General features: G+C 71.0%; 16 protein-coding genes. 3 read left to right on the forward strand and 13 right to left on the reverse strand.

Annotated features, from left to right (window positions below; genetic code table 11):
- From UK23_RS23915 to UK23_RS23925, 3 genes are read right to left on the reverse strand one after another with little or no spacing between them, the layout of a single operon-like run.
- Nucleotides 1-945, reverse strand: coding sequence for a carbohydrate ABC transporter permease (locus UK23_RS23915; protein ID WP_231114643.1), 945 nt, complete (start codon nt 943-945; stop codon nt 1-3).
- Nucleotides 946-974: 29 nt separating this feature from the next.
- Entirely contained in the window at nt 975-1922 is a 948-nt protein-coding gene (locus UK23_RS23920) for an ABC transporter permease (RefSeq protein WP_045313850.1), read from the reverse strand.
- Nucleotides 1919-3601, reverse strand: coding sequence for an ABC transporter substrate-binding protein (locus UK23_RS23925; RefSeq protein WP_045313851.1), 1683 nt, complete (start codon nt 3599-3601; stop codon nt 1919-1921). Before UK23_RS23925 ends, UK23_RS23920 begins: the two co-directional genes overlap by 4 nt.
- Before the next feature lie 161 nt (nt 3602-3762).
- On the opposite strand from UK23_RS23925, the gene UK23_RS23930 reads away from it, so the two are divergent.
- The gene (locus tag UK23_RS23930) at nt 3763-6615 is read left to right on the forward strand and encodes a glycoside hydrolase family 3 protein (RefSeq protein WP_196777849.1); all 2853 of its coding nucleotides are present in this window, start codon (nt 3763-3765) and stop codon (nt 6613-6615) included.
- Nucleotides 6616-6756: 141 nt separating this feature from the next.
- A complete protein-coding gene (locus UK23_RS23935) occupies nt 6757-7728 on the forward strand; it encodes an acetylxylan esterase (RefSeq protein ID WP_045313853.1) in 972 nt (323 codons plus the stop codon).
- A gap of 18 nt (nt 7729-7746) precedes the next feature.
- Here the strand turns inward: UK23_RS23935 and trpC are convergent, their stop codons facing one another.
- Both trpC and UK23_RS23945 read right to left on the reverse strand, forming a co-directional pair.
- Complete coding sequence (trpC, locus tag UK23_RS23940) at nt 7747-8532, reverse strand: indole-3-glycerol phosphate synthase TrpC (RefSeq protein WP_045313854.1); 786 nt, start codon at nt 8530-8532, stop codon at nt 7747-7749.
- Between the two features lie 30 nt (nt 8533-8562).
- Nucleotides 8563-9567 carry a class I SAM-dependent methyltransferase gene (locus UK23_RS23945; protein WP_196777850.1) on the reverse strand — a complete coding sequence of 335 codons (1005 nt, stop codon included), beginning with the start codon at nt 9565-9567 and terminating at the stop codon, nt 8563-8565.
- A gap of 208 nt (nt 9568-9775) precedes the next feature.
- Between UK23_RS23945 and UK23_RS23950 the strand changes: the two genes are divergently transcribed.
- Nucleotides 9776-10366, forward strand: coding sequence for a superoxide dismutase family protein (locus UK23_RS23950; RefSeq protein WP_045313856.1), 591 nt, complete (start codon nt 9776-9778; stop codon nt 10364-10366).
- Between the two features lie 101 nt (nt 10367-10467).
- Here the strand turns inward: UK23_RS23950 and UK23_RS23955 are convergent, their stop codons facing one another.
- The 8 genes from UK23_RS23955 to UK23_RS23990 form a co-directional block, all read right to left on the reverse strand.
- The gene (locus tag UK23_RS23955; protein ID WP_045313857.1) at nt 10468-11160 is read right to left on the reverse strand and encodes a GH12 family glycosyl hydrolase domain-containing protein; all 693 of its coding nucleotides are present in this window, start codon (nt 11158-11160) and stop codon (nt 10468-10470) included.
- Nucleotides 11161-11261: 101 nt separating this feature from the next.
- On the reverse strand, nt 11262-12284 hold the full coding sequence (locus UK23_RS23960; protein WP_045313858.1) for a LacI family DNA-binding transcriptional regulator: 1023 nt from the start codon (nt 12282-12284) through the stop codon (nt 11262-11264).
- Nucleotides 12285-12485: 201 nt separating this feature from the next.
- Entirely contained in the window at nt 12486-13436 is a 951-nt protein-coding gene (locus UK23_RS23965) for a PucR family transcriptional regulator (protein ID WP_082114920.1), read from the reverse strand.
- Between the two features lie 366 nt (nt 13437-13802).
- On the reverse strand, nt 13803-16601 hold the full coding sequence (locus UK23_RS23970; protein ID WP_156213343.1) for an ATP-binding protein: 2799 nt from the start codon (nt 16599-16601) through the stop codon (nt 13803-13805).
- Complete coding sequence (locus tag UK23_RS23975; RefSeq protein ID WP_045313859.1) at nt 16598-18994, reverse strand: ATP-binding protein; 2397 nt, start codon at nt 18992-18994, stop codon at nt 16598-16600. The genes UK23_RS23970 and UK23_RS23975 overlap by 4 nt, the downstream gene beginning before the upstream one ends.
- Nucleotides 18991-21660, reverse strand: a complete 2670-nt coding sequence (locus tag UK23_RS23980) for a LuxR family transcriptional regulator (protein WP_045313860.1) — start codon at nt 21658-21660, stop codon at nt 18991-18993. Before UK23_RS23980 ends, UK23_RS23975 begins: the two co-directional genes overlap by 4 nt.
- Before the next feature lie 279 nt (nt 21661-21939).
- Complete coding sequence (locus UK23_RS23985) at nt 21940-22686, reverse strand: IclR family transcriptional regulator (RefSeq protein ID WP_231114644.1); 747 nt, start codon at nt 22684-22686, stop codon at nt 21940-21942.
- A gap of 77 nt (nt 22687-22763) precedes the next feature.
- Complete coding sequence (locus tag UK23_RS23990) at nt 22764-23384, reverse strand: PAS domain-containing protein (protein ID WP_045313862.1); 621 nt, start codon at nt 23382-23384, stop codon at nt 22764-22766.
- Nucleotides 23385-23387: the final 3 nt, after the last annotated feature.

Raw genomic sequence — 23387 nt, forward strand, 5'->3', positions numbered from 1 at the left:
TCAACCCTTGATCGCGCCGGTCAGGACACCCGTGCGGAAGTGCTTCTGCACGAACGGATAAACGATGAGCAACGGCACGAGCGTCAGCACCACCACGGCCATCTGCAGCGCCAGCGGCGCCGTCTGGGAGAACTGGTCACCGAACCCGGAGTTGACCGAGCCCGGCATTCCGTTGCCCCGGTTGACGTAGGTGAGCAGGACGTACTGCAGCGGCCACTTCTCGCTGTCCGTCGGCATGTACAACATGACGTTGAAGAACGAGTTCCAGTAGCCGACGCCGTAGAAGAGCGCCATCACCGCGGTCACGGCCCGCGAGGTGGGCAGCACGATGGACCACAGGATTCGCCAGTCCCCCGCGCCGTCGATCCGCGCCGCCTCGATCAGGTCCACCGACGTGGTCGAGTAGAACTGGCGCAGGATCAGGATGTTGAACACCGACACCGCGCTCGGCAGGATCAGCGACCACCACTGGCCGTAGCCGCCGAGCCCGGTGACGACCAGGAACGTCGGGATCAGACCGCCGTTGACGAACATCGTGATGATCATCAGCGTCAGCAGGAAGCGGTGTCCGAGCGACCCCCGCCTGGACAACCCGTAGGCGCACGTGACCGAGACCGCCATCGAGAGCAGCGTGCCGACGGCCGTGATGCCGAAGCTCACGATCAGCGCGCTGCGCACGGTCGAGTCCGAGAGCATCACCCGGTAGGCCTCGAAGGTCAGGCCGTCCGGCCAGATCACGAGGCCGCCGGCCCGGTTGATGGCGGCCTGGGTGGAGAGGCTCGTCACCAGGATGATCCACAGCGGCACCAGCATGACCAGCAGCACACCGCCGAGGGTGACGCCCTTCGCGGCCTCGCCGGCGAGGGTCGGTGGTTCCTCCCAGGACGGGCGCTCGGTCCGCCGCTTGCGGCGAACCGCCTGCGGCACGGAGGTTTTCGAGTCCACGCCCGTACTGGTGCGTTCGATCGCGAGTGTCATTTTCGGTACAACCCGTCTTCACCGAAGGCGTGCGCCAGCTTGTTCGCACCCCAGATGAGCAACAACGAGATGACGCTCTTGAACAGACCCGCCGCCGCGCCGTAGCTGTAGTCGTTGGTGGCGATGCCGTAGTAGAACGAGAAGGTGTCCAGCACCTCGGCCGTGTCGTGGCCCACGGCGTTGCGCTGGATCAGGAACTGCTCGAACCCGACCGTCAGCGCGTTGCCCAGGCGCAGCACCAGCATCAGCACGATCACCGCGCGCAGCCCTGGCAGCGTGATGTGCCACAGCCGCCGCCACCGGCCGGCGCCGTCCGCCGCGGCCGCCTCGTAGAGATCGGTGTTGATGGCGGCGAGCGCGGCCAGGAACACGATGATCCCCCAGCCGGCTTCCTTCCAGATCACCTGGGAGGTGACCAGCAGCGCGAAGGTGTCAGGGTTGGTCATGACGTCCCACGTGCCGATGTCGTTGTTGCGCAGGAAGTGGTTGACCGCCCCGGCACCGCCGAGCATCTGCTGGAAGATCGTGATGGCCAGCACCCACGAGAAGAAGTGCGGCAAGTACACGACGGACTGGATGAAGTTGCGCACCCGTTGGGACAGCACGGAGTTGAGCAGCAACGCCAGCGCGATCGGCACCGGGAAGAACAGGATCAGCTGCACGAAGCTCAGGTACAGCGTGTTGCGCACCGCTCCCCAGAACAGCGGGTCGCTCATCAGCCGCTCGAACTGGTAGAGCCCGGCCCACGGGCTGTTCCAGACCCCGGCCAGCGGGTCGTACTCCTGGAACGCCGTGACGAGCCCGAACAGCGGCGCGTAGTTGAACGCCAGCAGCAGCACGACGGCGGGCAGCGTCATCAGGATCAGCGACCGGTCCCGGCGCAGCCTGATCCGCCAGTTCAGCCTCGCCGGTCGTCCCGTGCGGCCCGATCGCAGCGTGGTCACTGGCCCGTGCCGTACTTCTGCAGGACGTTGTCGTTCATCCACTGGATCAGCCGGTCACCGCCGCCGCTGGACTTCCAGGTCGTGGCGGCGTTCTTCAGGTCCTCGATCGACTTCTTGCCGTGGATGACGTCCTTGAGCGTGTCCTCGACGGGCTGCGCGGCGTCGGCCGTGGCCTGGGCCTGCGGCATGCTGATGTTCATGCCCCAGAAGACCGGCTTGGAGAGGGCCTTCACGTTGGCGGCCTGCCAGGAGGTGATGTCCTTGGTGACGTTCGGCGCGGACTGGGTGCTGATCACCGCGGCGGGGGCGGCGAGGAACGGGTACGTCTGCGCCTGGACCTCCTTCTTGCCCGCGTCGGTGGGCGTCGGCACGCCGCCCTGCATGGTGAAGTGAGTGCCCTCGACACCGAAGTTGACCATCGTGTACTCGGCCGACCCGAACGGCGCGGCCAGGTAGTTCGCGATCGCGAGGCATTCCTCGATCTGCTCGGGCTTCAGGTTGATGTTGAGGTAGCTGACGATGTCGGTGGCCGAGCCCGTGTCGACGCGAGGGGCGCTCTTGCCGTCGGCGGAGAAGAAGTTGAACGCGCCGCGCCGGTAGTTCGGGTTCGCGGCCTGACCGGACTGGTAGTCGGAGAGGTTCCACACGCCGGTGCCGGTAGCCGAGATCAGCGTCTTGCCGCCGTAGAACCGGGTGCTGCCGCCCGCGTTGTCACCCGCGAGCGCGTCGGGATGCACGTAACCCGCCACCGCGAGCTTGCGGCTCCAGTCGGCCGCGTCCAGGAACTCCTGCGTCTCGTACAGATGGACCAGCTTCCCGTTGTCCACCTTCCACTTCAGCGGTGCGCCGAAGGCCGTGTACGTGTAGCGGTACACGTCGTCGAAGGCCCACACGCCCGCCCTGGCGTCGGTCAGCTCCTTGCCGAGGTTCATCAGGTCCTCGGCGGACTTCACCTGGTCGGCGGTGATGCCCTTCGCCTCGAGCACGTCACGGCGGTAGAAGATGGCCCCTGCGACCTTGAAACCGGTCGAGAACGCCGGGATGCCGTACAGCTTGTCGCCCCAGGCACCGGCCCGCCACGCGGCGGTGGGCAGGGCGGCGAGGTTGGGGTACTTCTTGATGTTGTCGCCGGACAGGTAGGGCGTGAGGTCGGCGAGCTGGTTGCCGACCAGGCCGCCGGTGTTGAAGTTGGAGCTCCACCAGCCCGGCAGGTTGATCCAGTCGGGCAGCTTCTTCGCCGCGGTCATCGTCGGGACGATCGTGTTGTAGTTGTTGCCGTCCGCGGGCTTCATCTCGAACTGGGCGCCCAGTGCCTTGTTCATGGCCTGGTAGAAGCTGCTGTCGGCCGGCGGGATCGTTCCCCACAACGGCGTGACCGCCGAGTACTTGCCGCCCTTGCCGGGGATGCCGGAGACGGTGGCGATCCGGTTGGACGGGTAGCTGAGGAAGCCGGGATCCGTCATCACGTCGGGGCCACCCGCGATGGAGGCAATGTCCGGCTTGATCAACGGGTTCGGCACGTAGGTCGGCAGCACGGCCTTCAGGCCGGCGTCGGAGTTCACGCCTGCGCGCTGTGCTCCGCTACCGCCACAGGCGGAGAGCAGTGGCCCCATCGCGACGAGCCCGGCGGCCGAGACGGCGGCGTTCAGGAAGCTTCTGCGGTTCAACTCGTTGCCCATGGCGGAACCCGATCCTTCATCGTCGAAGTGTCGAAGCGCTTAAACAGTTGCGGCGCAGAGTAGTGACCCAGGTCGCATCAGACAAGCCCGTTGACAGCAGAAACCCAGGCGTGTCACCGTCGAAACGCTTCGCTGCTAGCTCCGATCCGAGGGGTTTCCACGTGGTTACCGAGTCCGTGTCCGCCGCCGAGAGGCTGCCTTTCCACGACTCCGCGCTGTCGACGCGCAAGCGCATCGACGACCTGCTCGGGCGGCTCACGCTCGACGAGCGGATCGCGATGCTGCACCAGTACTCGCCCGCCGTGCCGCGTCTCGGCATCGCCGCGTTCCGCACTGGAAGCGAGTCGTTGCACGGTGTCGCCTGGCTGGGCCTGGCCACCGTCTTCCCCCAGGCCGTGGGGCTGGGTGCCACGTGGGACGAGGAGCTGGTGCGCCGGGTCGCCGAGGCCACCTCGGTCGAGCAGCGGGCGTTCCACTACCACCGCCCGACCATGATCGGCACGGGCCGGGGCCCCAACAGTCTCCAGGCGTGGGCGCCGGTGCTGAACCTGCTGCGCGACCCTCGCTGGGGCCGCAACGAGGAGGGCTACTCCGAGGACCCGGTGCACACCGCACGCATCGGCGTGGCGTTCTGCCGGGGACTGACCGGCGACCACCACCGGTTCCTGCGCACGGCCCCCGTGCTCAAGCACTTCCTGGCCTACAACAACGAGGACGACCGCTGCGTCACCTCCTCTGCGCTGCGCCCGCGCGTGTTGCAGGAGTACGACCTCGCGGCCTTCCGTCCTGTGGTGGCCTCCGGTGCCGCCACCGGCGCCATGGCCGCCTACAACCTGGTCAACGGCCGTCCGTGCCACGTGACTCCGCTCATCGAGACGGAGCTGCGCCGCTGGGCCGAGCCGACCGGGCACGAACTGTTCGTGGTCAGCGACGCCGAAGCGCCGTCCAACCTGGTCGATCCGGAGCACTACTTCGACGACCACGCCGAGTCCCACGCCGCCGCGCTCAAGGCGGGCATCGACAGCTTCACCGACCACGGTGAGGACAGCGCGACGCCGTTCGGCAGGCTCCGCGAGGCGCTGGACCGCGGCCTGATCGACGAGGCCGACGTGAACCGCGCGGTGCGGCGCCAGCTGGAGATCCGCTTCCGCCTCGGCGAGTTCGACCCGGACCTCGACCCGTACGCGGGCATCGGTCCCGAGGTCATCGACTGCGCCGAGCACCGCGCCCTCGCGCTGCAGGCAGCGACCGAGTCGGTGGTGCTGCTGCGCAACACGGGCCTGCTGCCGCTCGACGCGACCCGCGCGCGCCGGATCGCGGTCATCGGCCCGCTCGCCGACACGTTGTGCGAGGACTGGTACAGCGGCACGCTGCCGTACCAGGTCACGGTCGCCGACGGTCTCGAGGCGGTGCTCGGCGACCACGACGGCGAGGTGGTCGTCGCGGACGGCGCCGACCGGGTGGCCCTGCGCTCGCGGACCAGCGGCGAACTGCTCGGCAAGACCGTGTTCGACGTCGTCGACTGGGGCGACGGGGTGCTGACCTTCCGGTCCGTCGAGAACGGGCGATACCTGAGCCTCAAGCGCGACGACGGCTCACTCGCCGCCGACCAGGAGCAGATCAAGAGCTGGGACGTCGCCGAGACGTTCCGCCTGGTGCCGGTGGACGACTCGGTGTTGTTCCAGAACGTCCTCACCGGCCGGTACGCCGTCGTCGATCCCGTCGACGGCCGGGTGAGCGTCACCGCCGAGACCCCCGACGCCGCCGAGCGCTGGGAGCACGAACTGCTGCGCGACGGCACCGCGGAGGCGCTGGCCGCCGCCGTGTCCTCGGACGTCGCCGTGGTCGTCCTGGGCAACCACCCGCTCATCCACGGCCGCGAGACCGAGGACCGCAAGGGCATCGCGTTGCCGCCCTCCCAGGACTCCCTGCTGCGCGCGGTCGCCGGAGTGCGCCGCGAGACCGCGCTGGTCGTGATGAGCAGCTACCCCTACGCCCTCGACTGGGCGGACGAGCACCTGCCCGCCGTGGTGTGGACCTCCCACGGCGGGCAGGAGACAGGCCGCGCGCTGGCCGCCGTGCTGCTCGGCCAGGCCGAGCCGTCCGGGCGGCTGCCGCAGACCTGGTACCGCGCCGATGACGAGCTGCCGGACCCGCTCGACTACGACGTCATCAAGGCGGGGTGGACCTACCAGTACCACCGCACGCCACCGCTGTACCCGTTCGGCCACGGCCTGTCGTACACCGGCTTCGCCCACCGCGACCTGGTCCTCTCCTCCGCCACCGTCACGCAGGACGCCTCGGTGGACGTCTCGGTGACGCTGACGAACACGGGCCTGCGTCCGGGCAGCGAGGTGGTCCAGCTCTACGTCCGCGCGCTCGACGCCCGCTACGAGGCCCCGCGCCTGCGGCTGGCCGACTTCCGCAAGGTCGGGCTCGCCGCCGGGGCGAGCCGGGTGCTGACCTTCCGGCTGCCTGCCGACGCGCTCTCCCACTGGGACGTGGCGACCGGCGCGTTCACCGTCGATCCCGGCCACTACGAGGTGCTCGTCGCGCGGTCCGCGGAGAACGTCGTGCTCACCGCGCCGCTCACGGTGGTCGGCCCGGCGCCGTCACCGCGCGCCCTCGTCGGCCACCGCGTCCTGGCCGTCGACTTCGACGACTACTCGGCCGCGACCATCGTCGACGCCACCCGCACCACCGGTGACGCCGTCACCCCGGCCGAACCGGGGTCCGCGTCCGCGACGCTGTTGTTCCGGTCCGCCGACCTGTCCGGTGCCGTGCGGGTCGAGGCCGAGATCGCCTCGGACAACGGCGATCCGGGCGAGCGGCTGGAGTTCTGGACGGACGAGGGTCTGCTGGCGGAGATCCCGGTGCCGGCCACCGGCGGCCGTTACGAGTGGACCACCGCCTCCGCCGAGCTCGCGGTGCCGGCGGCAGGGGTCCACGACCTGCGGGTGGTCCTGCACGGCACGTTCCGGCTCACGGGTTTCCGCTTCTCCGCGACCGGCTGAGACCGGTGGCCCGTTCCTGGCGGGAGACGGGCCACCACCTCGACCTGAGGCCCCTGAGGTCGATGAAGGGAACCTTCCTGCACCTGAAGTGGAGGAAGGTTCCCTTCATCCACAACCGACATCCCTTCAGAAGGAGCTTCGATGCCGTTGACGGACGCCAGCCTCGACGAGCTCGTCACCTACCGCCCGGACCTGCCGGCGCCACCGGACTTCGACGCCTTCTGGGACCGCACCCTCGCCGAGGCGCGCGCCGCCGGCGGTGCGGTCAAGGCGGACCGCGTCACCGACCGCCACCTGCTGCGCACGGTCGAGGTGGACGACGTCCGCTTCCCCGGCTGGAACGGCGAACCGGTGGCGGCCTGGCTGCTGCGGCCGCGCGGCGCGGAGGAACCGCTGCCCGTCGTCGTCACGTTCATCGGTTACAGCGGCGGTCGCGGCCTGCCCACCGACCACCTCTTCTTCTCGGCCGCCGGGTACGCGCAGCTCGTCGTCGACAGCCGCGGCCAGGGCCACGACACACCGGACCGGGACGCGGGCGGCGGCACCCAGTGGGCCAAGGGCTTCATGACCCGCGGCATCAGCTCCCCCGCCGACTACTACTACCGGCGTCTCATGACCGACTGCGTCCGTGCGGTGGACGCGGTCGCCGAACTGCCCGGCCTCGACCCGGACCGGGTCATCGTCGCTGGCGGCAGCCAGGGCGGTGGCCTGACGATCGCCGTGGCGGGGCTGACCCGCGTCGCCGCCGCGCTGCCGGACGTGCCGTTCCTGTGCCACTTCCGGCGGGCGGCGGAGATGTGCGGCGAAGGCCCGTACCAGGAGATCGCGGAGTACCTGCGCTGGCACAGCCGGCACGGCGTGGAGCCCGCCTTCTCCACACTGTCCTATTTCGACGGTGTCCACTTCGCGCGGCGGGCGACCGCACCGGCGTTGTTCAGCGTCGGGCTGATGGACCCGATCTGCCCGCCGTCCACTGTGTACGCCGCGTTCAACCACTACGGCGGCGAGGACCGGACCATGACCGTGTGGCCGTTCGCCGACCACGGCGGCGGGCACGGCTCCAACTCGGTCGCGCAGCTGGAATGGCTGCGCGAGCGCGGCCTGGCGCCGTGACGCGGTCGCCGGAGGGGCCTACCTCCGCGCCTGCCGGATGAACTCGCGCACCGAGGACCGCGGGTCGCCGGAGCGGACGAGTGCCTCACCGACGAGCACGACGTCCGCGCCCCACCCGTGGTACTCGGCGACGTCCTCGGGTCCGGTCACACCGGACTCCGCGACCCGCACGACTCCGTCCGGGATGTGCGGCGACAGCTTCTGGAAGACCGCGCGGTCGACGTCCAGCGTGGTCAGGTCGCGGGCGTTCACACCGATGACCTCGGCGCCCAGCTCGGCCGCCCTGGCCAGCTCGTCCTCGGTGTGCACCTCGACCAGCGGGGTGAGCCCGAGCTCGAGGGCCAGGCCGTGCAGGTCCTCGAGCAGGCCGCCCGGCAGCGAGACGACCATCAGCAGAGCGAGGTCGGCGCCCCACGCCCGCGCCTCCCACAGCTGGTACGGCGTGACGATGAAGTCCTTGCGCAGCACCGGAACGGCCACTTCCGCCCGCACGGCCGCCAGGTCGTCCAGCGAGCCGCCGAACCGGCGCCGCTCGGTCAGGACGCTGATGGCCGCCGCACCGCCCGCCGAGTAGTCCGCGGCCAGGGCCGCCGGATCCGCGATCACGGCGAGGTCGCCCTTGCTGGGGCTCCTGCGCTTCACCTCGGCGATGATCGACACGTCCGCCGACCGGAACGCGGGCAACGGGTCCAGAGCGGGCGGCGCGTCCGCCACGCGCGCCTTCAGCTCGGTCAGCCCGACCGCGCTCTCCCGTTCCGCCAGGTCCTCGCGAACACCTGCCAGGATGCCGTCCAGCACCGTCACGTTCTCACCCTTCGTCCGCGGTACACGTGCTCACACATTCTCACGGACCGCATGGAACAGGTGGTGCCGCACCGACGTACGCGCCCCCACCGAGAACTCCACCTTCACGGTGAAACCCGCGGCGTACAACGCGTTCCGCCACACGACCATCGCCGGGAAGATCACTCCATCGCGGAACGCCGCGGCGAGCCGCTGGCGCGAATGCAGGAAGTGGGTCGACGTGAGCGACACCGGATCGTCCTCGGCCGGCGTGGTGAACAGGAGCTCGCCGCCGGGTGCCAGGAGATTCCGGATCCGTGCCAGCGTCTGCCCGATGTTGGCCGCGTGGTGCAGCGTGTGCCCCGCGAGGACGATGTCGGCCGTGGCGTCCGCGAAGCCCTGCGCGACGAAGTCCTCGTCGACGTCGAGGGTTTCCGAGCGCAGCGGCTGGTACCCGATGTCGGTGAACCGGTAGTGCTCGGTCAGGTCCGGTGACTCGCGCAGCACCGCCGTGGTCAACCGCCCGGTGCCGCAGCCCAGCTCCACCACCCGGGTCCGATGCCGCCTGGTACCGGCTGCCAGCGCCACGAGGTCGGCGCAGCCCTCGTCGAGCTGCTGGGTGAACAGGGAGAGTCCTTCGCCGGCGAGCGCGCCGTGCACGGTGCTCTCCGGCGCGAGCAGCTCCGCCGCGGTGACCTCGTCCCTGAGCAGCTCCGGCAGGTGCCGGAGCGCGCGGCCGTGCAGTCGTGCGACCTCCTCGGGGATTCGCGACTGAACGTGCAGGACGTCCAGGTCCTCGGCTCCTGTGCCGGGCACTTCGCCACGCACTCGGTAGGTGTCACCGTCGAGCTCGACCACGCCGCACCTGGCCAGCGCCCCGAGCCAGCGCCGGACGAGCCATTCGTGCCGCGGGATGACACCGAGGGTCCGCGTGGTGTCGCCGATCGATCTCACCGCGCCGGACCGCAGCCGCAGTGCCGCCGCCACGGCGGCGAGGCTGACGAGGTCCAGCTGGTCGGTCGCGGACGGCTTCCGGGCAACTCGCGGATACGCCACCGGCCGATGGTTCCACGGCATCCGGGTCCGGCCGGACCGTTCCGGCATCGGCGGAACTTCTTCCCCGAACTTCTGAACCGCATCCTCCCCTGAAAGTCCTCTTCGGACTTTCCAGGAACGAATTCCGCGAAGTTCTGCCGTTCTGGCAACCGAAACGCGGCGCACGCACAGCTATCGTCCACTTCAGACGGACCAACAAGGAGTAACGATGCGCACGACTGCGACGGCCTTCGCGGGCACTGTCCTGCTGGCGGCCGGACTCGCCGCCTGCTCCTCCGGCGGCGCCGCGAGCCCGGCCCCGGCCTCGACCGGGCCGAGCCCGGTGACAGGAGTCGAGGTCACCGAGCCGGCCGCCTCCGGTGCGCAGCCGCAGGGCATCACCTACGACACGAAGCGGGTTCCGGCGGGCGCGCAGATCGCGGCGTCGGCGAAGGCGGACGGCGGCCGGACCACGGTGACGCTGACGGTCACGGGTCTGCTGCCGAACACGAAGTACGGCTCGCACGTGCACACCAAGCCGTGCGGCGCGAAGCCTGCCGACTCCGGCCCGCACTACCAGAGCAAGAAGGACCCGGTCACTCCGAGCGTCGACCCGGACTACGCCAACGCGGACAACGAGATCTGGCTCGACTTCACCACCGACGACAAGGGCTGGGCGGCGTCCACGGCGACGGTGGGCTGGGAGTTCCGCAAGGGCGAGGCGAACTCCGTCGTGATCCACGCCGCGCACACCAGCACGGAGCACGGCAAGGCGGGCACGGCCGGCGACCGGCTGGCCTGCCTCACGCACGCCTTCTGAGTCGTCTGCTCGGCCCTCCCGCACCGGCATGGAGCAGACAGAGCGCCGTCCGCCGGATCTCCGGCGGACGGCGCTTGCTTCTCTCCGGTCCGTCCACCCGATCAGCCGGCGGAGACCGAGTAGCTGTTGGTGGTGAAGTTGAGGCCACCACTGGACGAGGTGATCTCGTAGCCGAACTGCACGGCGCCGACCGTCACGTCACCGAACCAGCCGCGGTTGCGGATCCAGTTCATGATCCCCTTGATGTCGACGGAGCCGGATCCCGTGTTGGACGTGCGGACGAACGAGAACACCTCGTTGCTGCCGTTGGAGCCCCGGTAGACGTTCCAGCTGTGGCCACCCACGGACACCGACGCCTGCCAGGAGCCGATCGGGCCGACCGCACCGACCTTGTTCATCCACAGCATGATCTCGTAGGCGTTGTTGTTGGCCCAGATGTCGTAGGCGGTGGTGTAGGCGCCGGCGTTGGGGTAGGAGACGTTGAAGCTGCTCGACAGGCTGCCGAGCGAGCTCAGCCTGCGGTTCACCACCTTCTCCGAATGCGGGTAGGCCTTGACCCCGCCGGTGTTCGGGTGGTTCGCCCAGACACCCCAGTTGCTGTACGAGTTCGCCCAGATCGACTGCGGGCCGTGGCCGTTGCCCCAGACGTTGTTGCGCACCGTGTAGCCGCCGTTCGACCAGGTTCCCCACCGATCCGACGAGGACCAGGCGGCCGCCAGCGCGGTGCTCGTCCCCAGCGAGACGGTCAGGACGGCCGCCATCGCGACGACGAACGCACGCATGATCTTGTTCATTGATTTCCCTTCCGCACATCATTGAACGGAATTGACGCCCGCAGTCGGGCATTCCACGCGATCGAACCTAACATCGAATGCATCGAACACAAATGCACGAATTATTCGACGAATCTTCCGGAAATGCCAGAAGAAGCCGCACTGCCCGTGCGGCTCGACAACTCCGGCGGCAACAACGTCAGCGGCGGCGGCTGTTGCCCGTTCAGCTCGTCCATCAGCAACTCGACCGCCCGCCGGCCCAGCACCTCGGCCGGCACCCGCACGCAGGTGAGCCGCATCCGCTCGGCGAGCTCGTCCTGGCAGATCGCCACCAGCGCCAGGTCGTCCGGCACCCGCCGGCCAGCGGCGTGCAGGCACTCCACCACCCAGCCCAGCGCCGCCTCGTTGTGCACCACCAGCGCCGACATCCGGGGAAGTTCACGCAGCAGCGTCCGAACGGCCGCCCGCACCGAGTCGTACCGGTGCTCGGCCGGAAGCGCGGCCGACACGACGCCCCGGCGCATGGCCGCCGCGCCGAACCCGGCCAGGGCCCGTCGCGCGAACCCGGTGTTGCGCGCATAGGCGGCGCTCGGCGCACCGAGGAAGCCGATGCTGCGGTGCCCCAGACCGACGAGGTGCTCCACACACCGCGCTCCCGCCGCCTCGAAGTCCAGGTCGACGCAGGTGAGCCCGCCGGCCGCCGGATGTCCGATGAAGACCGCCGGGCGGCCGAGCTCGCGCACCACGGACACGCGCTCGTCGTCCTGGCCCACGCCCATCATCAGGAACCCGTCGGCCACGGCCCCGCCGGCCACGCGACGCAGCCCGTCCGCGCCCTGGTCCGCCGTCACCAGCAACACGTCCATGCCCTGCTGACGCGCGGCGGACACCACGGCCGTGACGAAGCGCATGACCGCCGGCACGCGCACGCCCTCCCGCAGCGGCAACACCAGCGCCAGCACGTTGGTCCGGCTGTTCGCCGGCGCTCTGACTCCCGCCCGCGGGTGGTGGTAGCCCAGCGACTGGATGCTGTCCCGCACCCGCGCGCGGGTCTCGGCCGAAACCGAACGCTTTCCGGTCAGCACGTACGAAACCGTGCTGGGCGCGACGCGCGCATGTTTCGCCACGTCCACGATGGTGACCACGCCGCCACCTCCGAAGGAGAATCGAAGCGCTTCGAATGCGATACCAGAATGTGGCACGCGCGGAACACGAACGTCAAGAGAATCCATCGCGTTCGACGGCGTGGTCGAACGGCTCGTCGATGTTCGACGCCTGTTCGACGCGCGCACCATTGCCACACCGCCGGCGAAATTCTATTTCGCGGCAAACGGTGAGCGGCCCGGTCAGCGCACCGAGTCGGCGATCAACGCGGCGGTCAGCAGCTGTACACCGCGCCCGCTCGTCGGGTCGCACCCGGTGACGCCGGCGATCCGCTGCAGCCGGTAGTCGAGCGTGCTGCGGTGGATGAAGAGGTTCTTCGCCGCCTTGTTGCGGTTGTAGTCGGCGTCGATCAGGGCCGTGAGCGTCTCCCACAGCACAGCGTGAGCCCGCAGCGGCTTGATCACGGCGGCCAGGTTCTCGGCGACCTCCTCGTGGCGGATCACCGCGTACTCGACGAGGACGTCGCTGATGCTGTACATCCCGCTGGGACGCCTGCCCGCCGCGACGAGCCGCAGCACGTCGCCCGCCTCGCGGAAGCCGTCCGCGAGCTGGGCCCTCCCCCGCTTCGCGACCGCGAGCCAGCCACTGCCGCCCAGCCATTGGGTGAGATGCCCGGTGATGCGCGTCGTACGCCCGTCGTCGATGTCCGGGATCAGCAGCACGAGGTCGCCGTCGTGGCGGGTGCTGAGCACACCGGGACCGGCGATCTCGGCCGACACGGCTTTGCCGCGCCCGTTCACACCGCTGCGGACGACCGCGACGAGGTAGCGGGTGGCCAGGCTGTCCAGCACGGCCTGCGGCACCGAGCGGCCCGCGATCAGGTCGGCGGCCAGGTCCCGCGGCACGCTCGTGGCCGCCCCGGTGCCCGCGTTGCGGCGGAAGCCCTCCAGGAACTCCTCCAGGATCGACCCGCTGCTGCGCACTAGGTTCGCGAGCTCGGGGTTGTCACCGGCCGCCTGCAGCAGGACGTCCACGAGCTTCCCCTGGCGGTCGCCGCTCCACTTCTCGCCGACAGCCCGCACCCTGGCCAGGAAGTCCACCGGTTCCGGCGAGGAGTCGCTCACCGGCCGCAGGCCCGAAAACGGGGTCCTGACATCCACCGAGGATTCCCACTCGACCGCGGTTTCCGTCATTGTCGATCCACCTTCCCGAAGGACACGGTCGTGTCGACGAAACACGATTCCTGGACTACTCGATCGCGTGACCGCAATCACTCGGCTGAGCGAGGACGCGCTTTCTCCGAGCTCTCGCACAATCGCGCCGAGTTCGTTGAAACTTCCACCGATCTACGAAAAATATTAGGGAGTCGCGGGAGTCCGGGTCAACGTCGCGTACCAAATACTGTGGTGCCGTTCCACCTATGGTTCGGTACGAGGTCCACAGAGCGTGACGGTTCGGTCAGACGTATGACGTCATTTGGCTGGAAGATGGGCTGTTCAGGGGATTGCATTAGCCGTACTGCATCGGTTTCGCTGCTCCGAACTGGTGACAGCGCGTCATCAGGCTGGTGACGCCGACCCCACGCTCCGGAGCGCCTCGGCCAGCTCCGCACGCCGCCGCACCCCGAGCTTGCGGTAGGTGTTCGTGAGGTGCTTCTCGACAGCTCTCGAAGTGACGTCGAGCATCTCGGCGATTTCCTGGTTCGACCGGCCGCTCACCGCCAGCATCGCGACTTTCTGCTCCGACCGCGTCAGCTTCCCGCCGGACCTCGCGGGGGCGCTGAAACCGAGTGCGATCCGAGCACGATTGGCGATCCGCTGCGCACCGATTTCCTCGGCGAGTTCGAGACAGGAACGCCACGAGTCCGGGCATTCCGTGAGTTCCGCGCGTTGCCGCAGCGCGTGCAGGAGCTCCAGCCGGTGCGCCGAGGTCCGCAGCACCTCGATCGCGCGGCCGGTGAGGTCCAGGCCGCGGTCGCCGCCGACGACCCGCCCGAGCACCCGCAACGTCCTGCCGATGCCCGACGCCGCCCCCCACTCCTCCGCGATCAGCCGCTCCTCCTCCGCGAGCGCGATCGCGTCGCAGGTGGCGCCGAGTTTGAGCTTGACCAGCGCGAGCGCCGACCGCCACGGGAACAGCACGGGGTTGCGCCAGCCCGACCTGTCCAGGTGCGCGCCGCAGTCGGCGAGCGTCAGCGCCGCGGCGGCGTGCTCACCGCGCGCGACGGCCGTGTGCCCCCGCAGCAGCCCGGTCACCGTGGCGAGGCACGGGTTCGACTGCTCCGCGTCGACGGAGGCGAGCACCTGGTCGATCAGGACCGGGTCCCCGAGCTGCAGTGCGACGGCGCCGGACACGATGGCGGCCGACGTGCCGACCGAGGTCCAGTCCCACGCACCGAGGTCGAACGAGTCGGACGCGGCGCGCGTCGCCTCGGCGACCCGGCCCGCGACGAGGTGGATCAGCGACTGCTCGGTGCGGATCATCGCCTGCTCGACGACGTCACCCCGTTGGCGCGCGGCACCGAGCGCCCGCTCCAGCCAGCCGGCCACCACCCCTGGCGAGTCCGCCGCGGCGAGTGCCGTCACCAGCAGCGGCGCCGCGCTGGCGGAGTGGGCCGACGACGCGGGCTGGCGTGCCAGCAGCTGCTCGGCCAGCACCGCCACCCGGCGCGCGGACACGCTCGCGGTCAACGCCGCCGAGTTGACCAGCACCGACAGCAGCTCCCGGGCAGCCCCGCTGTCGGTCCACTCGCCTTCCTGCAGCTCGTCCAGTCGCGTGCGGGTGCCGGCGAGCCCCCACGGCTCGCTGCGGCAGATGAAGCGCAGCCTGGCCTCGAGCCGCAAGGAGAGATCGCGGTCGACCCCGCTGAGCCGCTCCGGCGGCCCGAACTCGTCGACGACGCCACGCAGGATGGAGACGACGGCGTCCGGCGCGTCGCCCATCACCGCGGGGGTGAGCCTGATCAACGCGGCCGCCCGTTCACGGGGGCCGGGCAGCAGCGCGACCGCGTAGGAGAGCGTGCGCACCGCCGCGTTCACGTCCAGCAGGCGTTCCGCGCTCGCCAGGTCGACGAGGACGGTCGCCCGGTCAGGACCGTCGACGGACGTGTCCAGCAGAGCGCGCCGCAGGTAGGCGACGGCGGTGTCCGGTGCGCCGCGCCGCAGCGCGACGTGCGCGGCGTCCCGCAGAGCCTCCACCGCCCACAGCCCCTGAGGCGTCGAGGTGGCGAGCAGCTGCCCGGCCACCGTCTCCACGGGTTTGCCCAGGTCGTACAACAACCGCACGGCCCGGAGGTGGAGCTGTTCGCGTTCGGTGGCGGTCATCAGGTCGTCGACCGCCTCCCGCGCACCCGGATGGGCGAAGACGGCACCGCGGAACAACCCGAGTCGGTCCAGCCCGCGCACGATCTCCGCGGTCGACGGTTCGTCGAGACCGGCGAGCACGCTCACCGCGTCCAGCTCGGCGGACTCCCCCAGCACCGCCGCCGCCTTCAGCAGCAGCCGCACCGGTTCCGGTTGCGCCCGCATGCAGGCGACCACGCGCTCCCGCACCTGCGCCGGACGTGCCGCGCGCACCAGCTCGGCGTTCGCCTCCGTCGGCGGCTCACCTCCCACCGCCCACGCCAGCGCGAGCCCGGTGAGCAGCAATGGGTTGCCGCCGGTCGCCTCGTGACAGGCCAGCCCGAACGCCTCGTCGCACTCGCGTCCCAGCTTGGCGCGCACGAGCTTGGCGGCCCCTGCCGGACTCAGCGGCCGGGGTCGCAGCCGCTTCGTGGCCGCCGCGAGAACGGCCGCCGCCGCTGGCCGTTCGGCGAGTGGATCTCCCTCGCGCACGGTCACCACCAGCACCACCCGCAGGTGGCGGATGCGGCCGGCCAGCAGCTCGAGCATGGCGAGCGACGGCTCGTCGACCCACTGCAGGTCGTCGACGAGCACGAAGAGCGGCTTGATGGCGCTGAGGTTGCGGCCGAGGGTGAGCATGCCGAGGTGGACGGACCGCGCGGCGTCGTCGAGCGGCTGATCGGCCCCGCCCCGGTCGAACACCGGACCGGCGAGTGCCGCGGGCCCTGCCCACACCTCGGCCGGCGCGGCGGCCAGCACCGGTTCGAGCAACTGCCGCACCACCCCGTAGGCGTGACCGCGTTCCATCAGGGTCGCGGACGCGTGCAGCACGGAGAAGGACGCGGCGCCGGGATGCCGGGCCAGCGCGCGGAGCAGCGCGGTCTTGCCGTTGCCCAGGGGGCCTGCCAGCACCACCACGCTGCCGATGCCGTCACGGGCCTGCTCGAGAGCCCTGGCCACCAGGCTCGTCTCGTCATCGCGTTCGAGCAGCACTCCGGTCGCGCATCCTCTCGTCATCCGGTGGGTTCCCAGCCGAGCCCGCGGGCCCGGTGGATCAGCGGGGTCGATCGGCACCGGACGGCGATCTCCGCCGCCTCGCTGATCATCGGCGCGGCGGAAGCGGGATCCACGACCTGGGCGAGTTCGAGCAGTGCGGTGGCGCGCAGCAGCCGGAACGGCGAGCCGGTGAGCAGGCGGACGGCCTCCCGCAGGTGAGCCTCTCCGCCGACGACCGCCGCGCAGCTCAGGTGGGCGCGGGCCGTGGTGCTGGGCGCGCCCCAGCGCTGCGCGAGCTCGAGGTCGCGCGCGCACGTGCGGGCCGCGCGCTCGTGATCGCCGGTCGCGGCCAGGGCTGCCGCGGCGATCGAACGCCAGGGCAGCACGGCGGGGTTCACCCACTGCCGCGACAGCATCCAGCGGCCGCACTCGTCCGCGCGTGCCACGGCCTCGGCCAGGTCGCCGGTCACGAGCGCGAGCACGGCGCGGGCGAAGCTGAAGAACGTCCGCGCGTAGCCGAAGCCGATCCGTTCGTCCGGCTGGCTCGCGGACAGCTCGATCGCGCGGTCGAGGCGGCCGCGTTCGATGTTCACCAGCATGTCCGCCGCGACCATGATCGGGCGTGCGTCCGGATGCAGGTTCTCCAGCGGGTACGCCGACTGCGCCTGCTCCATGTCGGCGGCGGCGTTGTCGAGGTCGCCCGTCATCGCGCGCACCTTCGCCCGCATCATCAGCGCCTGCGGCACGACCGTGGTCAGGCGCCTGCGGCCGGCCTCGGCGATCACCTGGTCCAGGCCGGCGACCGCACCGGCCACGTCGTCGAGCGCGGCCAGCGTGAGGCAACCGAACAGGCGGGACGTGAGCAGCTTGGCGGGTGCCTCGAGCGCGATCCGCGCCGTGGCCCCGGCACTCTCGGCATCGACGCCCTGGCACGCCTGCATCCACGCGGCGACGCCGGCGCGGTCCGGGTTCCCGCACGAGACGGGCAGTTCGGCGGTGTCGAGAATGCCCAGCTCCGGGGTCTCGACCGGAGCGTCGTCGGCGATCCAGTACAACGACGTGACGGCGTCGTGATCGCCACCGGCCGACCGCACGGCGCTGAGCGTGCGCCGCAGCAGGGCGGCGTCACCGCGTCCCCACAGCTGGTCGGTCGCCGCCAGCCGCACGTCCGCGCACTCCGCAGGCTGGGGTTCCAGCAGCATCCTGGCGAGCCTGCGGTCCGCGGCGACCGGCGCGACCGCGTACTCCGCGACGGCCAGTTCCAGCTCGACTTCCGCGCGCACGAGCGGGGTCAGGGGTTCGAGGAGTGCCCTGCGCAGGTACGCGGTGGCCTCGTCCTTGTCGCGTGCCACCGCGCGCAGCAGCGGCACCACCCACGGCTCGCCGAGCGGTGGCGCACCGACGAGCAGGCGCGCCACCTCGGACGGGAGGACGGCGCACTGATGCCCCAGCCGGGCCGCCCGTGCGTGCAGGTCTTCCCGGGCCTGCTCGGGCATGCCCTCCAGCACCCGCGAAACCCTGATGCCCGCGGTCAGCTCCGGTTTGCCCGGCTCGGTCACCAGCCCGGCGCAGGTCAGCAGCTCCAGTGCGCGGCCGAGCGGGATCGTCCGCAGCGCGGCCAGCACCCCCATCAGGTCGACCGGGAACAACGGACCGCAGACGGCGACCACCCGGAGCAGGTCGACGACCTCCGCGGGCAGCGAGCGGACGGTTCGCGTGGTGAAGCCGGCGAGCACGTCGGCGGCGATGCCGGCCACCGCACCGGCGTTGGTGCCGAGGGGTTCCAGGCCGTCTTCGGCGCACCGGTCGAGCAGCGGCCACAACGTCGCGGGGCGCCCGCCGGTGTGGTCGTGCAGCACCCCGGCGAACTCGTCGTCGCCCGGCCTGCCGAACCTGCCGGCCACCAACGCCGAGACGCCGTCGTGCCCGAGCGGCCGCAACGGCACCGACGTGGCACCGGGCAGCACCGGAAGGCGGGCATCCGTGACGACCGCGACCACCATCGGCACCTGGACGGCCCGCCCGGCCAGGTTCGCGAGCCAGTCGAGCGACTCGGGGTCGAGCAGGTCCGCGTCGTCGACCGCGACCAGCACCGGCGTGCGGCGGGCCAGCTCCACGAGCGCGCCGATGGCCGCCGGACCGCTGTCCTCGCGGTGCAGCTGGGACATCAGCTCGGCCACCGCACCACCGGATCCGCTCACCGCCGGGCAACCACCCGCGGCGGTCAGCACCGTTACGTCCGCGCGCAGGGCGAGGTCCACCAGGTGGCCGAGCACCGCGGTCCGGCCGGTGCCGCGGTGGCCGCAGACCTCCAGCAGCGACGACCGGCCGGTAGCCAGCATCCGCACCGACCGTTCCAGCACCGCGAGCGCGGCGTCCCGTTCGACCAGCGTGGTCGTTGCGCCGCGGCTCATCGCAGCTGCACCGCGAGCTCGGCGCGGGTCTGGGCACCGAGCTTCCGGTAGGCGTTCGACAGATGGCTTTCCACCGTCCGCACGGTGACGTACAGCTTCTCGGAGATCTCCCGGTTGGTCAGCCCGTTGGCGGCGAGCTCCGCGACCCTGAGCTCGCCGCTGGTGAGCGCGTCGCGGGGTGAGGCGTGCACCGCGCTCACCCGTCCGCCGGCCGCCGTCAGCAGTTCGTGTGCCCGGTCCGCGGCCATGGTCGCGCCGCAGCGCACCGCGATGTCCATCGCCGCGCGCAGGTGCTTGCGGGCCGTCTTCTCGTCCTGCTCGCGCAGGAGCGCGTTGCCCAGCGCGCGCAACGCCTGCGCTTCGCACAGCGACGACCCCGCCTCGCCGAGCTCGACCACGGCCTGTTCCAGCGTCTCGATGTCGCCCGTGCTCATCCCGTCGGCGAGCAGGGCGTAGCCGCGGGCGGCCGGCGTGTTCCAGGTGCGCATCGCGTCCAGGCCGCGCTCGGCGAACTCGGCGGCCTCGTCGAGCCTGCCCAGCCGCATGGTCACCGCGACGGCGTCGATCCACCACGGCACGAGCACCGGGTTGTGCACGCCCATCGCGTCGAGCTCGCGGCCGCACCGCCGAAGCATGTCCACCGCCGCCTCGTGGTCGCCGCAGTTCCACAACCAGTGCGCCTTGGCGTCCAGCGCCCAGCCGTACTCGACCGCGTCGCGGGGCGTGCGCATGCGGTGCAGGAGCTGCTCGGTCTGGTCGGTGTCGCCGCGCCGGACCAGCACCGATGCCAGCACCGTCAGCGCGCAGAAGTCCTCGGGACCGGCCATCTCCAGCACTGCGCCGGCGTCCCGCTCCGCCTGCAGCAGGTCGCCCGTGTCGAACGCGAGGCCCGCCCTCGTCGCGAGGGCGACCTTGTAGGTCTCCGCGTCGCCAGAGCCCGACGCGGCCTCCGCGATCTCGTCCGCCAGCGTCATGGCCGCGGCCCGCTCACCGCAGAAATGCAGCGACGTGGCCGTGAAGACGTCCCAGAACCCGCGGGCACCACCCGGCACGGGCAGCGCGGAGCGGAGATGGCCCAGTGCCGTGGGCAGCGACTCGCCACGCAACACCTCGGCCCTGGCGAGCTGCTGCGCGAGCCGGCGGCCGCCCTCCGCCCTGCCCTCGAACGGTGTGATCACGCGCGCCCGGTCCATCGCCTGGCTGACGGTGGCCGAACCACCGAACCCGTTGACCAGTGCCATGGCTTCGGCCTGGGCCCGCAGCTCCGGGTCGATCGCGGTCAGCCGGCCGGTGCGTTCCTCCTCGGCCAGGTAGCCGGTGAGCAACCGGAAGCCCTCGGGGCCGCGCTCCGCCCGCAGCGCCACCGCGCCACAGCTGATCGCGACCGACGCGCGCACGGCGGGGTCGGTGACGTCGGCGAGCAACTCCGCGTAGACGTCCATCGCCGCCGAAGGGTCGACTTCGGCCAACCGGGTCGCCAGCTCCTGCCGCGTGTCGGCGTGGCCAGGCACCGCGTCCAGCACCCGCCTCAGGTAGCTGACCGCGAGCTCCGTGCTCAGCGTGCTCTCCCGTGCGGCGCCACGCAGCGCGCAGAACATCCACACCTCGGTCAGCGCGGGCAGCAGCATGACCAGTTCGGCGATCTCCTCCTGTGGACGGCCCTCGTCCGTCAGCAGCCGCGCCGCCCTCGTCCGGAGTTCGGCGAGCTCGTTGTCGTCCAATGCGGCGAGCACCCGATCGCGCAACGCCGGCGACCGGAAGCACCCGTCCGGGGTGAGCAGGCCGACCGCCACCAGTTCGGCGCGCTTCGACCCGGCCGCCGCCGGTGAGATCTCGGCGAGCGTCGCCGCGCTCGCGGGTCCGGTGCCGCCGAGCACCGCCACGGCGGTGACGTACCGGCGCGTCGACTCCGGCTGGTCCTCGAGCCACGCGAGCTGCCACGCGACGAGCTCCGCCTCGACGTCGGGCGCGGCACCGCGGGTACACGCCTTCGCGGCCCAGGCCAGGACGACCTCCGGAATCCCCGCGGTCTGCTCCAGCGCGCTGAGAACGGTCTCGCGCTCGGGGATGAACCCGCACTCGCGGGCGATCAGCTCCGTCACGTCGGCCTCGTCGAACGGGCCCAGGTCGACCGTGCTCGTGTCCAGGGCGCCGCTGAGCTCGGCGAACATCTCCTCCGCGGGAATCCGCTCGGCACACGGGTAGACCAGCACGACGTAGACGCGCGGCTCCGGGATGCGGCGGGCGAGCACGGCGAGCCACCGGGCGGTCGCGCGGTCGCAGCGGTGGGCGTCGTCCAGCACGAGCACCAGCGGCCGGTCCACCGTGCGCGGGACGACCAGGTCGTTCATCGCGTACAACCGGGCGTGCTCGTCGCGCCCGGCCAGCACCTCGTCGACCGCGTCCGCGCCGAACAGGCTCCTCGCGGCGGCGAAGTCCTCGCCGCCGGTGCAGGTGGTCACGAGGACGTCCGCCTCGTCGCACACCTCGCCACGCAGCAACTCGGCCAACGCCGACTTCCCGATGGCACGCGGCCCGCGCACATGCAGAACACCGAACCGGCCGGCGACGACGTCCTGCACCCCGGCGACGACCCGGCGCAACTCTCGACGGCGCCCGGCCGGCCGCCGGGTGATCAGCCGCTCACCAACCTCGGACAGCGCCATCCCCGACTCCCTTGCCCGCACCAGGGTCTTACCGAACGAGTCAGTCCGCCACCGTTCAGCATTTGGTACAACTTTCAAACACGAAACAGGTTACTCAGATTCGTCGTAGCGCTTCGACAACTTGAGCACCGCTTGATGTTTCACGTCGATGTAAACGCTGGCCTGCCACGGTTTCAAGCTGTTCACGAATCGAGACGCCCGGCGTGGCGGATCATGACGCGATTGCGTTGAAGGTGTGCCGGAAGGCCCGCGAGGTGATCCGCGCTCAGCCCCCTGTCGCTACCGGGCCGCGGACCGCGCGAGGCTGTCGGCGAGCGCGGTCAGGTCCTTCACGAGACCGGCGCGCAGCTGGTCGGTCATCCGGACCGCGAGCAGGGTCGCGCTCACAGCGGTCGGGATCTCGGTGCCGGACAGGGCCACGCTGACGCAGACGACGCCCTCGGTGTTCTGCTCGTCGTCGATCGCGTACCCGCGCTGCCGCGTCGCTTCGAGGTCGCGGCGCAGCTCGTCCATGCTGCGATGCGACCGGGGCGTGAGCACGGGGAGCCGGTCGACGCGGGAGAGCCGTTCCTCCAGGTCGTCGTCGGGCAGGGACGCGAGCATCGCCTTGCCCAGCCCCGTCACGACCGCGGGCATGCGGCGGCCGATGTCGCTCGCGAGCCGCACCGGCTGGCTGCCGTCGTGCCGGGCGAGGTAGACCACCTCCAGGCCGTCGAGCACGGCGAGCAGCATCGTCTCCGGCGCACCGACGGGCAGCTCGTTCGCGGTCCGGCGGAACTCCTCGACGAGGTCGGTGCCGGCGAGGAACGCCTGACCGAGTTCGACCACCTTGTAGCCGAGCGCCCACCTGCCGTCGACCCGCCGGATCATGTGCGTGCCCTCGAGAGCGGTGCACAGGTTCGCCACCGTCGACTTGGCGAGGTCGAGCGACCGGGCGAGCTCCGCGATGCCGAGCGGCCGGCGTTGCCTGGCGAGTTCTTCGACCAGCGCCACAGCCCTGGTCACGGCAGGCGACTTGCTCTCCACCGATCGCAAGGACCGCACGGTGTCCAAATCGACTCCCTCACCAGCCAAAAAGAAACAGGGTGAATCTAGCTCATTCTTCATTCGGCAGGCGCGATTCGCTTCCGCAGCGCGCCCGGCATCGCTCTGCCGCGCACGCGTGGCGGCCACACGCGGGCGTCCAGCACCCCCGCCGAATACGCCCGTGCCACGAGTGCGGTCCGGTTTCCGGCGCCGAACGCGCGCATCAGCGCGTCGAGATGGCTCCCCACGACGTCCTGCCCGCACGACAACCGCTCGGCGATGCCCGCGAGCTCGCCGCCTTCGGCGAGGGCCTCCAGCAGCAACGCGTGGAACTCGCCCGCCGCCACCGGCCCAGGCGCGTACGTCGACACCCGCGCCGCCAGCAGCCGCCGATAGGACAGCACGCTCACCTGGACTCGCCGCCCGGGGCCGCGGGAGGCGATGGTCGCGCCCTGCGTGAACCGCCCGCCGCCCCCGTCGACCAGCTGATCGCACCGGAACCGGATCATCCGCTGGGACGTCGGGTGGAACAACGCGGCGAAGGGCTGCCCGACCACCTCGCGCGCCGTGGCGGCGAAGTACCGGACGAACTCGTCGTTGGCCTCGCGGACCACCAGGTTCTCGTCGAGGAAGGCGATGTTCGGGCAGGTCACGTTGCCGCGCGGCTCCGGCGGTGCGGCAACGTGGCCGGTGCTCAAGGG

It is taken from the genome of Lentzea aerocolonigenes, assembly GCF_000955955.1.
Lineage (GTDB): Bacteria > Actinomycetota > Actinomycetes > Mycobacteriales > Pseudonocardiaceae > Lentzea > Lentzea aerocolonigenes_A.

Excerpts from the sequence above, each read along its gene's own strand:
- UK23_RS23925 (WP_045313851.1), bottom strand. The coding sequence starts at position 3,601 with ATGGGCAACGAGTTGAACCGCAGAAGCTTCCTGAACGCCGCCGTCTCG.
- UK23_RS23935 (WP_045313853.1), top strand. The coding sequence starts at position 6,757 with ATGCCGTTGACGGACGCCAGCCTCGACGAGCTCGTCACCTACCGCCCG.
- UK23_RS23950 (WP_045313856.1), top strand. The coding sequence starts at position 9,776 with ATGCGCACGACTGCGACGGCCTTCGCGGGCACTGTCCTGCTGGCGGCC.
- UK23_RS23955 (WP_045313857.1), bottom strand. The coding sequence starts at position 11,160 with ATGAACAAGATCATGCGTGCGTTCGTCGTCGCGATGGCGGCCGTCCTG.
- UK23_RS23965 (WP_082114920.1), bottom strand. The coding sequence starts at position 13,436 with ATGACGGAAACCGCGGTCGAGTGGGAATCCTCGGTGGATGTCAGGACC.
- UK23_RS23970 (WP_156213343.1), bottom strand. The coding sequence starts at position 16,601 with ATGACGAGAGGATGCGCGACCGGAGTGCTGCTCGAACGCGATGACGAG.
- UK23_RS23975 (WP_045313859.1), bottom strand. The coding sequence starts at position 18,994 with ATGAGCCGCGGCGCAACGACCACGCTGGTCGAACGGGACGCCGCGCTC.
- UK23_RS23980 (WP_045313860.1), bottom strand. The coding sequence starts at position 21,660 with ATGGCGCTGTCCGAGGTTGGTGAGCGGCTGATCACCCGGCGGCCGGCC.